General features: G+C 40.3%; 10 protein-coding genes. 2 read left to right on the top strand and 8 right to left on the bottom strand.

The annotated features are described in order from the left end of the window. Window positions 1–322: 322 nt before the first annotated feature. From BN6556_RS21075 to BN6556_RS21055, 5 genes are all read right to left on the bottom strand, one after another. Window positions 323–6,049, bottom strand: coding sequence for an immunoglobulin-like domain-containing protein (locus BN6556_RS21075; protein ID WP_066196087.1), 5,727 nt, complete (start codon window positions 6,047–6,049; stop codon window positions 323–325). Window positions 6,050–6,249: 200 nt separating this feature from the next. Then, a complete protein-coding gene (locus BN6556_RS21070; RefSeq protein ID WP_066196084.1) occupies window positions 6,250–7,980 on the bottom strand; it encodes a sensor histidine kinase in 1,731 nt (576 codons plus the stop codon). Window positions 7,981–8,064: 84 nt separating this feature from the next. Beyond that, window positions 8,065–9,393, bottom strand: a complete 1,329-nt coding sequence (locus tag BN6556_RS21065; protein ID WP_066196081.1) for an ABC transporter substrate-binding protein — start codon at window positions 9,391–9,393, stop codon at window positions 8,065–8,067. A gap of 131 nt (window positions 9,394–9,524) precedes the next feature. Next, window positions 9,525–10,358 carry a carbohydrate ABC transporter permease gene (locus BN6556_RS21060; RefSeq protein WP_066196078.1) on the bottom strand — a complete coding sequence of 278 codons (834 nt, stop codon included), beginning with the start codon at window positions 10,356–10,358 and terminating at the stop codon, window positions 9,525–9,527. A gap of 11 nt (window positions 10,359–10,369) precedes the next feature. Continuing rightward, on the bottom strand, window positions 10,370–11,299 hold the full coding sequence (locus BN6556_RS21055; RefSeq protein ID WP_066196075.1) for a carbohydrate ABC transporter permease: 930 nt from the start codon (window positions 11,297–11,299) through the stop codon (window positions 10,370–10,372). Window positions 11,300–11,520: 221 nt separating this feature from the next. Here BN6556_RS21055 and BN6556_RS21050 point away from each other — a divergent pair, with 221 nt between their 5' ends. Both BN6556_RS21050 and BN6556_RS21045 read left to right on the top strand, forming a co-directional pair. Continuing rightward, on the top strand, window positions 11,521–12,174 hold the full coding sequence (locus BN6556_RS21050; RefSeq protein WP_066196072.1) for a YesL family protein: 654 nt from the start codon (window positions 11,521–11,523) through the stop codon (window positions 12,172–12,174). Window positions 12,175–12,732: 558 nt separating this feature from the next. After that, a complete protein-coding gene (locus BN6556_RS21045) occupies window positions 12,733–13,308 on the top strand; it encodes a hypothetical protein (protein ID WP_066196069.1) in 576 nt (191 codons plus the stop codon). Window positions 13,309–13,614: 306 nt separating this feature from the next. On the opposite strand, the gene BN6556_RS21040 is transcribed toward BN6556_RS21045, so the two are convergent. Genes BN6556_RS21040 through BN6556_RS21030 form a run of 3 tightly spaced genes read right to left on the bottom strand, consistent with a single transcriptional unit; the run spans window position 13,615 to window position 16,324 of the window. Further along, on the bottom strand, window positions 13,615–14,895 hold the full coding sequence (locus BN6556_RS21040) for a class II D-tagatose-bisphosphate aldolase non-catalytic subunit (protein ID WP_066196065.1): 1,281 nt from the start codon (window positions 14,893–14,895) through the stop codon (window positions 13,615–13,617). Between the two features lie 11 nt (window positions 14,896–14,906). Next, complete coding sequence (locus BN6556_RS21035) at window positions 14,907–15,998, bottom strand: PTS fructose transporter subunit IIC (protein WP_066196062.1); 1,092 nt, start codon at window positions 15,996–15,998, stop codon at window positions 14,907–14,909. Window positions 15,999–16,009: 11 nt separating this feature from the next. After that, window positions 16,010–16,324, bottom strand: coding sequence for a PTS fructose transporter subunit IIB (locus BN6556_RS21030; protein WP_066196059.1), 315 nt, complete (start codon window positions 16,322–16,324; stop codon window positions 16,010–16,012). Between the last annotated feature and the right edge of the window lie 18 nt (window positions 16,325–16,342).

Here is a 16,342-nt window from a genome sequence, read left to right as displayed (position 1 = left end):
GGACTGTATTTCGTGATTTGGCGGTTTTTTGTCTGTTAGATTCGTTCTTACGGACAAAACTTCGTGAGTCGGCCGTTTTTTGTCCGTTAGATTCATTCTTATGGACTGTAGAACAGGATTTGCTCTCTTTCAGTCCGCGAGATTCATTCTTATGGACTGTAGAACGGGATTTGCTTTCTACAGTCCGCGAGATTCTTATGGACCTAGGAACGCGATCCTTTCTCCTCACTTCACGAGATTCATCCTTGCAGGCTATGAAATATGGCTTCCACCTCTCACGAGCAAAAGGCCTGCACACTCTCTGAACAGGCCTTTCTCTTTATTATCCTTCTGTTCTTTTTCTAAATCTTTTCATAGCCAACAATACAACACTCACCAACAAGAGCCCCCCACCTGCTGCCAGCCAATTAAACATATTTGTTGCGGTATTTGGCAGCTGTTCTTGTGAAGCCCCCGTCTGTGTTTCGTTTTGGTCTGATTCTCTGACGTCACCTGATTTTTCGTTATCTGTGTTGCTTATCTCTTCTGGATTCGTTTCTTTCGGTTGATCTGCTGAATTTTCGTCAGAATCTACAGGGAGCTCCCCACCTTCATCATCAATCGGTGGTTGATTTTCTTCCTCATTCGATGTCTCTTCTTCATCCGAATCTTCCTCCTGAACCTCGGCTAATACACCATAGATAGAGAAATGACTGACTTCTTGGGAAATCTGTTGGCCGTTTCTCTCGCCACCTAGTTTCTCCCACTCGTTACTCTCTTCATTGAAATGGTAGATAGCCGCTTGCTCTACTCCATCATTCACACCCATCGTTAAGATAAAGTTTCCTTGATAATCTTCCTCACCTTCTGGATAAGTGAAAATAAAATCATAGACTTCACCTGCAAGTTCCAACCCTGCCATCTCTAAATCTTTCACTTTTTTGACTTGTAAGGTTGTCCCTTCTGGTAAATCTTGCGGTAATTGAATGGAAGTGTTAGTACCTTTTATCGCAATCATATCCCCTGGCACCACTGGTTCGGCCTCTTTGTCTAGTTCCACTTCTGGAGATTCTCGCTCAGTAGTGTCTGTCGTGACTTCTACCGGCTCACTGGATGCTTGATTTTCAGAAGGGTCTACTGCTACTAGTTGATAAGAATAAGCAATGCCTGACTCGACTTCTGTATCGATATACGTTGATTCTTCCCCATCCACAACAGCAATCTCTTCGCCATCACGAGATAGAATATATTGTTTAATGCCAGCCAAGTCTTCCGCACTAAAAGTCAGTGTAATCGCATCTTCACTAGCATCTATCACCTCTAGATGAACATTGGCAGGGGCGGTCGTATCTTTGACATGAACCGTACGTGTGACAGAGGTACTATTACCAGAGCTATCTTGTACCGTATAGTTAAGCTGATAGATGCCTGCTTTCATTGGATCTACTGCTCCACTAATCGTAATAGCTTCTGATACATCACCTTCTATTGCGTCTACTGCGGTTGCACCAGCTTCCTGATATTCCTCACCGAGTTCCACTGTGACGGTCTCTTCACCATCTAGCGTTAACTCAGGCGCTTGGGTATCGACCACTTCCACATAACGAGTGACTGTCGTTGTCAAACCTGCACGATTCGTTACTTGATAAACAAGCGCATAACTGCCCGGTGTAGACTCGTCCACCTCGCCCGTTATTTCGATTTGATCCGTAAGGTCACCATCTTCTTCGTCTTCTGCAGTAGCTCCAGGTTCTTCATAGCTTGTGCCAGCTTCTATCATCAATGGATTATCACCTTGCAAGGTAATCGATGGTTGTGTTGCTTCATATACCACCACTTCACGAGTAACAGAAGTTTGATTACCAGCTGTGTCTTTGGCCGTATAAACTAATTCCTGCTGGTCAATTTCCTCTGTATCGATAGCACCTTCTACCGTGACTTCTGGCTCTTTTGTAAAATTATCTGTCGCCTCATATCCCGGATCTTCGAAGTCTGTACCTTGCAGAACATATAATGGATTATCTCCATGCAAACTCAATTCTGGCTTCGTCCGGTCTATCTTCACGACTGCCTCTGCCACTTCACTTACATTTCCTGCTTGGTCAACGGCCCGTGCATAAACAGTGGTTTCGCCTTCCTCTGTTATAGCAATCGGCTCCGCATAACTTAACCATTCACCTTCTGTATCACTTAATTGATATTCTACCACACGTTTATCTGACTCCCCTGTGATGGAAACAGAAACACTAGCTGCATTGCTCCAATCACTTGTTTCTGGTTCAATCATTGGTGCAGATGGAGCGGTACGCTTGATTTGAGCCGTTGCCTCTGTCACCCCACTCTGATTTCCGGCATTATCTATTGTACGTGCCTCGATCACCGTCTCTCCTTCTGTTGTAATCGCAAAAGCATCTTCATATGGCTGCCATTCACCTTCTTTACCCATCCGATATTCGGTATAGGCAACACCACTTAGTGGATCATCCGCACTCTCTATATTCACTTCCACACGATCCGAAGATGTCCAGCCATCTTCTGACAATTCGACAACCGGATTTTCAGGCATCGTGCGATCTAACTTCACAACCGCTTCTGCCACATCACTTGTATTACCCGAAGCATCAACAGCACGTGCATAAACAGTGGTTTCGCCTTCTTCCGTAATCTGCAGATCGCCATCATATGATAGCCACTCGCCTTCGGTACCATTCAATTGGTACTCAGCTGTGACATCATCTCCTGTTACCTCTATAGAAACACCGACAGATTCGGCATTGCTCCAAGCCTCGTTATCTACAGTCACCTCGGGTTCGCTTAATTCGATCTCTTCTACAGTATGTTGCAAGGCACCTATTGTCGGATTGTCTGAATCAATAGGGTTACCTAGCATATCCTCTGACCCCATGCCATCAATAGCCGTTCCTGCACCAATGGCTGGTGAATCATCCTGTAATTGAAATGCTGCGATGTTTTGATTCCATATCTCTTCATCCCAAGTATCCATCTCTGTATAATCCGGTCCATTGCTCACAAATTTCGGATCTTCATGAATCAGCCCTGGATATGGATTCGGGCTTCCATTCAGTTCTAACAACTCGGCTGGATAGATCAGGTTATGCGACATATTCGGTGCCTCAAACGATCCTGGCTGCTGTGAGTATGCTTCGATCTCTCCCTCAACAAAAAGGATATTGTTCTTAAAAAACATGTAATCGATCGGATTATCTTTGACAACATACTCGGTGGCCACTTCTTCTCCGACATAAATGGTATTATTATAAATCTGCGTACGGTTATTCATCACATAAAATAGTTCCGTGCCTTGACCGTCATTATAGCTGATATTATGACGGAAAACATTATTTTGGCCAGCACTGCTCATCGTTAATAGCAAGCCGCCTCGGTTGTTGCGGGTATAATTATACTGGAAGACACTATCTGTCGTTCCAATATCAAAATCAAAGGCTTCACCATCATTATAACCGTACACACCATCCGTTACTTCGTTATACTGGATGACCGCATCATGTGATTGGTATAACCAAACACCGGCATAGTTGCGATTATTGTTATTACTGCTGTGGCGACGCACAATGTTCTTTTCGACCAAGCCACCTGAACCTACCTCGGCCATTACAATGGCATCACCAAACGTATCCTTAATCACGTTCTTGCGAATAACCACATCACTGCTGTGAATCGAACCTGTATCACTGCCATTGCGACGTGTTTTGGTTCTAACACCTTCAATCGCTACATCATGAATGTGCGAATTCTCTACTGAAATATTATGAAAACTTGATTCGATATCGGTCACATTTCCCTGCTCATCACGGGTATCTGAAGAAAAGATAATCCCACCAGAAAGCTTCTCCGCATCGACGCCAGAATTGACATCATGAACATGGACATTGTCGATATGAACATTCTCTACATCCCCTTGACCACCTGCGATTACGATAATACCAGCTCGTGCTGCTTCCGCTATTTCTTCCCCATTATTGGTTACTTCGATATTCTGAATACGCCAATGGGACAGGTCATATAGATGAATCGCTCCTTCTGAGTAAATACTTCCTGTATCTGCATTAGAGATACCATTTCCTTCGATTTTCGGCATGGCCTCTCCTTCTCCATAGGCGTCGATTGTAATTGGCTGATCTGCCGTGCCGGAGCCATAGGGTCGGAACTGCCCTTGCCAACTACCACCACGTTTGAATAAAATACTCGAGCCTGGCTGAAATTGAACATGATTTAATCTTTCAAGGGATTGCCATGGAGTATCTTCTGTCAATCCATCATTTGCATCATCCCCCGCTTCACTATCGATGTAGTAAACCGTCGATTCTCCCTGTTCTAATCTAGTAACCTTCAAGGTCTTTTCCGTTTGATTCCCCTCTTGATCAGTTGCTGTTATCTCAATCAAATTCTCCCCTAATTGCAAAGGAAGATCATAGAGATGATCCGCTTTCTCTGCAACTGCTTCTCCATTAACCAACACTTCCGTTTGGATGTCAATCGACTCATTTACACTCGTCGTCTCGATTTTGACATCGGTGAGCGTATCGGCTGTATAGGTCTTTCCATCTTCTATACCTTCTATGTTCACCTCTGGAGCTGGCAGACCTTCCACCAATTGAATCCGGGCTGCCTTGTCTTGATCCTGCTCTTTACTATTGATGAAAACCCCTTTTTGATCGTGACCGTTATCAATCGCTAACACCAAATGTAAGGTCCCTACCCCCTCTGTTTGCTGCAACTCTTCATTGATAAAAGCAGAGATATCCAATTCACCATATGTGTTATTCTCCGTTCGTTCATAAGAGGCTTCTGCTACCAATTGCCCTCGCTCAGGCGCATTATTCCATGTTACGTTTTCTTCCTCAAAGCCCTCCACTTGATAAATCGAGACAAGCTCTGAGGTACGATCATTTCCCATCAATTCATTGATATAAAATTGAATTGTGGCTTCTTTAACATAAGGCGCGTCATAATCCGACAAGTCAAACGATAAATAGGTTTCCCGTTGATTACTGTCGTCACTTGCCGCCTTTTTCAAATCTAGATTACCACCATTATGGTTTTGATCCGGACTACGGTAATCAGTATACGTATCTGCTATAACAGGAAACGCCGTCACTGCTTCCCATACCACTTCCACTGTCTGCGTAACAGACGTGTTACCTGCCGCATCTTCTGCATAAACCTCGATCGTGTTCTTCCCTTCCTTTAATTGGATCACGTTGACTCCCTGCTGTGCACCTTCCACTTTGTCACCATTTACAGTCAGATGAATGGTCGGCTCTTCATCGTGATTATCTGTCGCCTGTATATTCACATCTACTTCCGAATCCGTTACAGTAGCGCCATCTTCCACACCAGTTACCTGCACACGAGGAGGCAAGGTATCTTGATATTCATCCTGGAAAATATGCAAATATGGCGTGTAAACTCCATTATCTTGATAGGCCGAATAGAAACGGATTCCGCCTTGATCATTCTCCTCTTCCACGCGAAGCACAATGCCAAAATCTTTATCTGGATTGGCCTGTAAATGTTCCTTGATAGCCGTCACATCTATCTCTACCCATGTATCAGCATCCTCTTCCGTAAAAGTCTGTTCTCCGATCATCTCGGCATTGTTTAACAAATCATCGGTATTATTCCATGTCCAATTCTCTTCACTTAAATCCGCTTTATCTGTTAGTAAGACTTGGACGGTATCTTCTTTACCATCCCCTGTATGTTCATGTAAATATAAAGACAACATCACAGCAGCTGTCTCTTCCCAATTGGTATCGCTAGGGATATCGAATTCTAAGTGACTACGTCTGCTATAACTTTCATTTCCCGCCGTCTTCGCCTCTAATATCTCTCTAGGAATCGAATTAGAGCCTGTTTCAGCTGATTGATCGGCATAGCTGCCACCTCTCACGGTAGCTCCATATAGGGCCTCGGCCTTGATCACGGTATCATCTGCGGGCGCTGCTGCTACTTCTTGATAGCCGATCGCAAACAAAAACAGTATACATATCATACTCAAAACCAGTAATTGCTTTCCTCTTTTCACAGTAAAAAATCCCCTTTCTTATGACTTCACAATCTAATTCCCTTAAAATTGAAACCGCATACATACAAATATATCCCCCTTCCTTACAGCGGCTTTTGATTAACGCTTCGATTATAACACCGCTACAAAGAAAATAAGGGAAATCAGTCGCTCTTAGTCAAAACCCTACATAACTCGGTCAAAAACACACACGCACTAGCCTATCTTTCCTCGATCAAAGGATCTACCTTACTGGAAATAGCAAACATAACTGTTGTGCCACCCCACTCATTAGGCAGGATATCGATATCTGTCTGCTTATACGTTAATTTCAAACGTTGATAAATATTCCTCATCCCAATATGGTCAGATGTATAGTCCTCTGTTTGAATATGCTGTAATATCTGGTGACGGCTTGCCTGATCCATCCCTACACCATTGTCACTTACCTCGATCACGACATCGTTTAACTGTTTCGTCACCTGAACTTCGATCACTGGTGCCTCCGGCATGTCAAAGAATCCATGAATAATCGCATTTTCAATAATTGGCTGCAACAGCAATCTCGGCACCTTAAAAGACTCCAACTCCTCACTAATCGTTGTTCGTAATTCAATCGGTAAGTCACTGCGCAATTTCATAATTTCGATATAATCATATAATAGATTGCATTCTTCCCTGATCGTCGTTAGCTCTTCCGCACGCATATTCGCGCGCAACAGCCGGGTTAAGGACTCAATTTTTTTACTATGGACCGCATCATCCTCTAACAACAAACTGCACTTAATCGAATTTAATGTGTTGATCAGAAAGTGTGGTCGAATTTGGGCAAATAAGGCACGCAATTCCAACTGTCGCTTCTCCGCTTCTTCCTGTTTCACCTTCTCTAGCAGGTGATTAATTTGATCTAACATATTATTAAAGGCGCCCCCTAATAAACCAATCTCATCCTTCGTCTCCACCGGATAACGAACTTGTAAATCACCCTCACCAAACGCTTCTACCGTATTTTTCAACCTATGCATCGGACGATAAATATTTCCCGCGATAAAGAAAGACATTCCTAAGAACAACAATATACAAACCGCAATGATAACCGCGTAAAAAGAGAAAGTCGAGGTGATCTCGTTCATGATATCGCCCGATGGCACATAATAGACCAGTTCCCAATCCGTTGATGGTATAGCCGCCTTGGTAATGAGCAGGTCATCCTCTGCTTCCAATGCCTGATAACCCGCGGAACGAACCAACGACTGCCCCTCCTGATCCAACAGTTGAAAAGCACCGCTCTCCACATCACGAAATAACTGAGCAAAATAATCCGCCGAGATTCCCAAATAGAGAATGCCCATGACTTCATTAGCTACAAAATCCTTGTAAGCCCTTACTGCATAAAGCCTAGGAGACGTCTCGCCAACCCCTGCCAGATTCAGGTCTTCTGCCGGCAAAAAATAGGTTTGATTCGGATTAATCTCCGCCATCTCCTCTTGAGTCAACCGTGGATCGAGCCTGTTATGTAATTCCTCATGCGTCAGTCCATTGTTATTTCCCATCATCAGCAGTTGCTCTTTGTTCATATAAAAGGTTTCTGGATTCAAACTGGAAACACTGGAAAAGGCGATGCTTAAATAGTCCGAAATCTCTTGGTAATTCTGATAGATCTCATAAGAAGAAATCGTCTCACTGTCCGCAATATTCTTCATATGATCTAATATATTCGTTTGCGGCTTGCCATACAAATTGGTCGTATCAATCACTTCATCCACCATATCATTAATATCGGAGGCCATCATATTGACGACATTTTTGTGTGTATTTTCTACCTTTTCAATCACCAAGTCCTCAATCAGAAAAAATGACAGGACCGAGGCAATGATTAAAGGGATAATAATAAATATAATCATCGTCGATTGAATTTTTTTATAAAAAGAGGAATGCAATAATGTCTTCATGATGTATCATCTCCCCAGCCATATTTCATCCCACCATTATAACAGATAGAGGCAGCCCGTGAGGCTACCTCCATCCCTTTTCATTTATTGATTTCGTTCAATAATCTGATTGGCTTGATCGACCATTTCTTCTTGTGCTTCACTAGCACTGATTCCATCCAGGATATATCGGCTAAAGCCATCCTCTAACACGCTCTTGAGTTCATTAGAATAGGCAGTAGAGTAGGCCGGATCATATGGTATAATGACATTATCATCATAAACCGTTGTTTGTAATGTCTCTTGATCAATCAAGTCGGATTGATCTTCTACCATCGTTTCCAATACTTGATCTTGATCGACGTTTCTGGAACCAGGGAAGTCCGAAATAACTTCTACTTGTTCCGCCATATACTTAGCGAACTTATATGATTCTTCTTTATGTTCCGAAGATTCACCAATACCTAGATAATGGCCGCCCATATAAGTCGAACCAACTTCTACATCCTCAGAAGATCTAGGAAGTGGCGCAAATACGGTTTGAAAATCGTGTGGATAGTTTTCCTTGTCTTTAATCATATCAATAATGAAGGAGCCAATCGGCAGCATGGCCGCGTCACCATTAAAGAATTCACTAGCATAATGGGTCTCTGACGCCACTACATCCTGAAACTTACGCACAGATCCCTCTTCTTCCATTTCACGACGTAATTCAAAGAAATCAGCAAACGTTGCATCATCAAAGACCGGTTCTTCATTTTCCGTCAAATAAGGGTGTGGTAATTCCGAATATGCCGGAAAACCTGCGAATTCACCCCATGTATGGAAGTAAGCACCATACTGATCTTCATTCGTTAATTCAGCTGCATACGTTTGGAAATCATCCCAAGTCCAGCCCCACTCCGGCATATCTAAGCCAGCTGCATCTAAAGCGTCTTTATTAATGGCCACAAACCAAGGCTGGGATAAATCCTGAATACCAAATGTTTCACCCTCATACTGTGGTGCGACATAGTATTCTTCCGTCGGATCAATCGAATCCGCTTCCATAAACTCATCTAACGGTGCCAATACCCCGCGAGAGGCACGCTCCAACAGAAAGTCCACATGAGAGAAAGCCACGACATCGATCGCCTCACCAGTCCCCACTTTAATATCTAATTGTTGATAAAACTCTAAAGAATCATTACTCGTTACAAGTGGTTCATAGTTTACCTCAATGTCTGGATTTTCTGCCTCAAAATTTTCAATAATCTGCTCGACTATATTTTCTTTCTCGCCTGTTTCCCAAGAATAGTAGTTGATCGAAACCTTGCCATCGTCTCCCTCGTCGGCATCGCCACCACTTGTACTATCATCATTTCCGCCACAAGCCACTAACACGAATAAGAAACTGGCTAATAGTAGGCTAAATATACCTTTTTTCCAACTCATATGAAACCCCTCCAATTTTTTATTTATCCTGGTGCCACCAGACAGCAGCACCTCGATATGTCTTGTTTATTATAAAAAAGTACGTATAAGAAAACTGTGTCTTATTTTGGGCATTGTGTGAACAATTTACACTACCCCTTCACGCCGCCAATCGTAATACCATCGATAACATGACGCTGCAAAATAAGAAAAACAATAATTAATGGTAAAATAGCTGATACAGCCGCCATCATCGTAGTCGCATAACTCGTACCAAACTCACTGGAGAGTAGTTGCATCCCCAAGGTAATCGTGTATAAATGATCGCTGGACAAGAAAATCAATGGATTCTGATAGTCATTCCATGTCCAGATAAACTTCAGGATACCAGCCGTTGCGATAATCGGTTTAACCATTGGCAACATGATCTTCCAATAAATACGAAAGAATCCGGCACCATCCATTTTAGCAGCTTCAATGTATTCATCACTAATCCCCGCCATAAATTGACGCATCAGAAACGTCAATGGAATTGAGAAGGCCATCATCATGATCAATGCCGTATGGGTATCATAAAGCCCCAGCCAATTCATTAGGATAAAACGAGGTACCAATGTTGATTCCGTCGGCACTAGGAAAAAGGCCAGCAACACAATAAACAAGGCATTTCTAAACGGAAAATGTAATTTAGAAAAAGAGTACGCCGCCATCGAACTAATGATAATCGTTAACAAGGTTGTAATCACGGCAATCTTGATTGAATTCCAATAGAATAAATCAAACGGAATATCTTCTAGCCATACGGCAGAAAAGTTATTAAAAAAATTCCATTCACGCGGAATCCATTCAATCGGATAGGTCATCACATCTTGTTCTACCTTTGCAGAAGAGGAAAGCATCCATAACAAAGGAGAGATAAACAAGAAGGCAAACATCCCCATCACAATGGTTCCTATTACTTTTGACATTTTTAATCGCTTCATCATTCACCCTCCTTCTAGACTTGCTGCTTCTGCGATTTAGCAGTCACAATGGTAATCGCCGCTATGATCAGGAATAATACCCAAGATAAGGCGGAAGCATAACCCATTCTGAAATTTTGGAAACCTTCTTCATAGATATAATACACTAACACGTTTGTTGCGTTGTTCGGTCCACCTTGCGTCAAGAAGGCAATCACATCAAACACCTTAAACGAGTTAACAATTGACGTAATCAATAAGAAAAAGGTCGTTGGCGCCAGTTGAGGAATGGTAATATACCAAAACTGTTTCAGTTTACCTGCCCCATCAATCTGCGCCGATTCATATAATTCTTTAGAAATACCCGTAATACCAGCAATGTAGATCACCACATTGTAACCCACCACCTGCCAGACCGAGATAATAATAATTCCCCATAACGCCGTATCCGTACTACCGAACCAGCCCGGAGGATTCTCCACCCCAATGGAGGTCAAGAAGTTGTTCACCACTCCTAAAGAAGGATGAAATAACACAGAGAACACAGAAGCAATCGCCACCATCGTCGAAATATAAGGGATAAAAAAGGCAATCTTAAAGAAATCCCTAAAATAGACGACAGAAGAAATGGCAATCGCAATCAACAATGCCAAAAAGATACTGGCTGGCACATAAACTGCAGAAAAGATCAGGTTATTCTTTAAGGTTAAGAAGAACTGCGGATCTTCAAAGAGGAAACGATAATTTTCCAATCCGATTAAGTGGATCGAACCTAAACCACTTACTAAATCCCAATCGGTAAAACTTAAGTATAATGAAAAGAATAAAGGAAAAATCCCTAAAATAAAAACCCCAATAAATTCAGGAACTAAAAACAAATAACCACTTACCGATTCTTTGAGCTTATTATTCCAAAGGCTAGTCCCTTTTCGTCCACGATTATGCACTGCCGCTTTTTCACTCAAGCTCTATCACCTCACATTTGTTTTGATATATTCTAATGTAATCGATATAAACCCAGATACCCATTAAGAATTTATACATCTGCGTGCACTATTTTGACTTGATGTATTCGCTCTCTGATATAACTCTTCGGATGGTCAGAATCCAACACACCTTGGTCAAAATCACACACAAAGAAAGTAGGATGATTGATTTATACTGAAGAAAAAGGGGGAATGGTACGATGGTAGCAAGTGGACCATTTAAACTAATATATGTATGCTGTGAATGGGTGATGCGGCTCGTGTATATCAATGTGCTTTGGGTACTGTTTACTTTGGTAGGCGGCATTATCCTCGGTATCTACCCAGCTACCGCCGCCACCTTCACCGTTGTAAAACAATGGTTACGAGAAGAAGATGTATCCATTTTTCGCACGTTTTTTCAGTCTTATAAGTCACAATTTCTCCGTGCCAATCTAGCTGGTTTGATATTAACGGTGACAGGCGCCTTAATCGTTATTAATTTTCAGCTGGTGCATCTCGAGAATCAAACGGCTCACTTCCTATTTTTGATGATAATGTTTGTGATTGCATGCTTCTTTGTTGTCACCTTAATCTACATCTTTCCATTGATGGCTGATTATTCGTTAAGCCTTAAAGATTATTTTACGCAAGCGATTCTGATCGGGATTGCTACCCCTTTCCGCACGCTGATGATCGTCGCCTTTCTATTCGGCACAACCTATATATTCCTATTGCTGTCTACCTTGCTCGTCCTGTTTGGTGTCAGCTCGGTCTGTCTGACGATTGCTTATTTTACGAGTCGATCCGTTCGGAAAATTGAGGGGAAGGCTGCTAAATATCGAAAAGCGCAATGTGTGTACTTAAAAGTGTAAAGATTGGTAACGGTACTAGCGGGATAAAATCATGAGTCTATGTTGACTCTCATATTAATGTGATTTTCACTCAGTTACTCCAGAAGGCTTGCGAATTAGCATGCCTTCTTTATCGTGGGGAGTGACTAGAAATTTCAAAAGTGTAATGCTTGGAGTTAAACGGTATTGTTTTTTACAAATATTAATTATGTAAGCAAACTTTTGTTGTGCAAAAAAGTAGCTCTTCTGTTGGATTATGCTCCTCTCTCTTCATTGACTTATCCCAACCTTTATGTCACTTCAACTTTTAATTCATATATTATTAAAATTCATTAAAAGTAATTTTCCCAATTAACCAATTGAAAATTAATCTAAAATAACTATTAATTCTTTTTAAACAGTTGGATAATGGTAATTATATGTTATAATAAAACTAGTTCTAAAGATTTAATTTAATCATTTCCAACATGCAAGTGATTATCTGACCTAATTTGATAAAGAATAATCTTCAATTTTATTGATATACCATTTATTACAAAATATGATGAATTTACATTAGTTAAAAAAAGGAGTCCTATCATGCAATACATAGAAGCAATAAAAAGTCTCAATAAAAAATATTACCTGACTCCGTTTCTTCTATTAATATATGCAATGATTTTTTTGCAAATTTGGGAACACTGGTCAAGGTTCATCACGTTTGATAGCAAAGATGCAATGGATTACATTATATTTATTGTTTCTTTATTTAAAGTCAATTCGTTATTTTTTATTCAAATACTCTTCTATCCACATGCTAATTTCTTTATCCAGACAACAAAAATTTATAAAAAGATTTTCGGAACGGCTTGGGGTAAAATAAAATCCGGATTTTCTATATACACAAATATTGGTGAAAACATCCCCGATGATATTTATATGCGTGGTTCAAGTGGTACTAGATATACTGTAAGTTCAGGGTATAAAACAAAAAGGGAAAGAGTTAGTGAGGCACGCGGTGTATATTTATATTATCTTGTAATGAAATTTATCTTTAAAGATTTTATTCTTCGATTATTTACACATTTTGGGGTTTTTATTATTAGTCCCATTCTATTTCTTATTGCTATACCTTTACTTTATAGAAATGAGACTCTTGAATATACAGAGAAATAGATTCATATATTTATAGTTACTTTTTTTAGGGTAGATTTCAGGATGGTCAACACAATAAAAACGTCGTTTACTACGTACGTATACGTTTAGAGTTCTTTTAAAATAGAAACCAAGAAGTTAGTATTAATTTCTTGGTTTTAAATAAGATCAAATAGTCTATCATTTTTTAGATCAATGTCTAAAAAATAATATCGAAAAGCGCAATGTGCGTAACATTGCGCTTTTTTTAGGATTTGGATGCTATATTTCATACCATATTAAAATGGAAGCGATCCCTCTTTATTTATAAATACGTACACTTGTTAATTACTTATGATCATGTACTTTTTTCAAGATCCTAGATGTAGTGCCTTTCAAATTAAAAGCTTCCGCGTAATCTCTAATTGGACGCTTGATATGGTCAATTACAAACCTTTGCCCATTTATATTTGCTTCAGCTAGATTTTGATATAATCTATTAATTTCTTCTTTTACTTCTTCCTGATTAAAGGTATAATGACCTGCAATATCTAATATTTCGTCCGATAATGCTTCATCCTTCATAATGTCATCAACTGATAAGTTAACTTGATCATCTTCCATCCATTTACGCCAGCGTTCACTCTTAATCGCTTGAACCAAAAGTACATCTCTTACGCTAGACTTTTCTATAATAATACCATATTCATATAATCTTTGCTCAACTTCTGCTAATTTAATATAAGCCCTTGTTTCTTCTGTGCCATATTGGGGAGCAACATTTACTGCTGTTATATTAGATGGAACATGTTCTAACAAAGAAACATCGTCTAAATAATCTCCATTATGCTCTTTTAAACCTACGCTATACTTTTTAGCCATTTCTGCTAAATCATTAGCATTGTTAAAATTAAATGTTCCTGCTTGAATTGTTTTTCTCACTAGGGTCCCTGTCTGTCCAACAATAAATGTAGGCATTGGTAAATCACGTTCTTGTAACTCTTCTTGTAAACGCATGACAAAAGTTTCATAGACTTCCGTTGATGTTAAACCGCCGTTTGTTTCTTCCGTACCGACTTCATAGCCTATTTCAGGTAGATTACGAGCTTTTCTTTCCTGTTCACAGTACTCGATTAATTCTACCGTTCTTGAAATAACTTTTTCTAAGGGGACTACCTTTCCTCTTTCAAAAGGGTCTTTTGTCGGGTCAATCATTAGCAAGTCAAAGCCTGATTCAATATCAGCAAGGTATGATTTTTTCCCTAAAGCCATTGCTTCTTCTTCTTGCAGGTGATCGTTCCTTTCTTTATCGCGTTGCCATGGACCTCCATGATCACGGCATACATAGGAAAGGCCATTAAAATTAGTCAGTTCTGCTATATCATTAATTGCTTTCATAAAAGTCTGTTGATTCCATCCATTAACATAGCCTCCACCTAGCTCATCCATATCAACCTGATTTCTGCTGGCAATAAACATGATTGGAAAATCTTCATCTCTCGCCAATTCAAAACTAGCTTGTAACAAATTGGATGACATAGGACCAATTCCAAGCATGGTTGCCCCTTCACCTGTTTTTTGTAGTTCTAATAGTGAATTAACTGCGCTTTTAATAGATACTTTTTGCATTGTTAGCCTCCTTAATTCTCTGTGTTAGTTGTATCTGAATTTTTCTGATTATCACTCTTCGATTCATTTTCAGGTAAATTTGGTTTCGTAAAATGAAGAATTAATGCTACAATTACTGCACCAATTGCCATAGATATCAAAAACCATAACTTTCCATTAACTGCAGCAATAACGATAGGTCCTCCATGTGGCACCAAGGTTTCCACATTCTGCATCATACCTATAGCTCCACCAACGGCACTGCCGATTACAATGGCCGGTATGACACGTTTCATATCCTTAACTGCAAATGGGATAGCTCCTTCTGTAATCCCAATCAAACCCATAAATCCTGCACTTATACCTAGACCTCGTTCATCGGGGCCATATTTTTTCCTAGAAATAAAGGTAGATAGAGCTAATCCCAATGGAGGAATAGCAACGGCAATACGATGGGCTCCATTTGGACCAAATACTCCTTCTGCCATTAAAGCTAAGGTAAAGGCCGTTACCGTTTTATTAATAGGTCCTCCCATATCAATAGCTGTGAACCCACCAAGGAGTAATCCAAATAATAAAGCACTGCTTCCATCTAGTGTAGAAAGTAAACTTACAATTCCATCTACTAACCCTGATAAAGGATTTGCCAAAACATAAATGTAAGTAACACAGACAACGAATACTGTGATAACAGGAATAATAATGATAGGCATGATGGTTCGAAGGGTATTTGGAACTTTCCATTTTTTAATGAACAGTGCAACATAACCTGCTGCTACCCCTAAAATCATTGCTCCTAGAAAGCCTGTTGAAATTCCTTCTGTTCCAACTGGGTTATTAGCCAAATAACCTGCTATCATTCCTGGTATAAGTCCTGGTTTACCAGCTATCGAATAAGCAATATATCCTGCTAATAATGGAATCATCATTGCAAAACCAGCTTCACCGATTGTATTTAAATTTTGAAGAAATGGGTTGGTAACTTCCATTCCATCATCTGTCGGTGTACCACTAGCTAACGCAATAGCTAGAAAAATACCTCCGACGACAACCGCTGGTAACATATAAGAAACACCTGTACTAAATGCTTTCTTTAAATCATCACCAAACTTTTTCCAGCTCATTTTTCAACCCCCTATAGGTTTTCTAATTGATCTAATGCCCCACTTACATTTTTAATAACTACAGAAGGATCCAATGTTAGCACTTTACCTTGCTCCTCTTTTTCCTCAAAACGTTCATCGCCTTCTATTCCTATAGAAATGGCAAGCAAGACGGCATCTGCTTCATTAACTTCCTCTTGACTTAGTTCATTTTCTGTCCCCATTCCTCCCTGGGTCTCTACCTTTACTTCGTAACCTCTTTTTTTACACTCTTTTTCAATGGCTTCCTGTGCCATATAAGTGTGTGCAATTCCAGTAGTACATGCTGTTACTCCAACAATTTTCATCTTTATCATTCTCCCTTT

This window comes from Gracilibacillus timonensis (assembly GCF_900086715.1).
Lineage (GTDB): Bacteria > Bacillota > Bacilli > Bacillales > Amphibacillaceae > Gracilibacillus > Gracilibacillus timonensis.
The sequence above is the reverse complement of the archived record's forward strand: the minus strand, read 5'-3'. Positions and strand labels throughout refer to the sequence as shown.

What these genes read in the sequence shown, in the direction of transcription:
- BN6556_RS21070 (WP_066196084.1), bottom strand. Translation starts at nt 7,980, where the DNA reads ATGAAGACATTATTGCATTCCTCTTTTTATAAAAAAATTCAATCGACG.
- BN6556_RS21065 (WP_066196081.1), bottom strand. Translation starts at nt 9,393, where the DNA reads ATGAGTTGGAAAAAAGGTATATTTAGCCTACTATTAGCCAGTTTCTTA.
- BN6556_RS21060 (WP_066196078.1), bottom strand. Translation starts at nt 10,358, where the DNA reads ATGATGAAGCGATTAAAAATGTCAAAAGTAATAGGAACCATTGTGATG.
- BN6556_RS21050 (WP_066196072.1), top strand. Translation starts at nt 11,521, where the DNA reads ATGGTAGCAAGTGGACCATTTAAACTAATATATGTATGCTGTGAATGG.
- BN6556_RS21045 (WP_066196069.1), top strand. Translation starts at nt 12,733, where the DNA reads ATGCAATACATAGAAGCAATAAAAAGTCTCAATAAAAAATATTACCTG.
- BN6556_RS21040 (WP_066196065.1), bottom strand. Translation starts at nt 14,895, where the DNA reads ATGCAAAAAGTATCTATTAAAAGCGCAGTTAATTCACTATTAGAACTA.
- BN6556_RS21035 (WP_066196062.1), bottom strand. Translation starts at nt 15,998, where the DNA reads ATGAGCTGGAAAAAGTTTGGTGATGATTTAAAGAAAGCATTTAGTACA.
- BN6556_RS21030 (WP_066196059.1), bottom strand. Translation starts at nt 16,324, where the DNA reads ATGAAAATTGTTGGAGTAACAGCATGTACTACTGGAATTGCACACACT.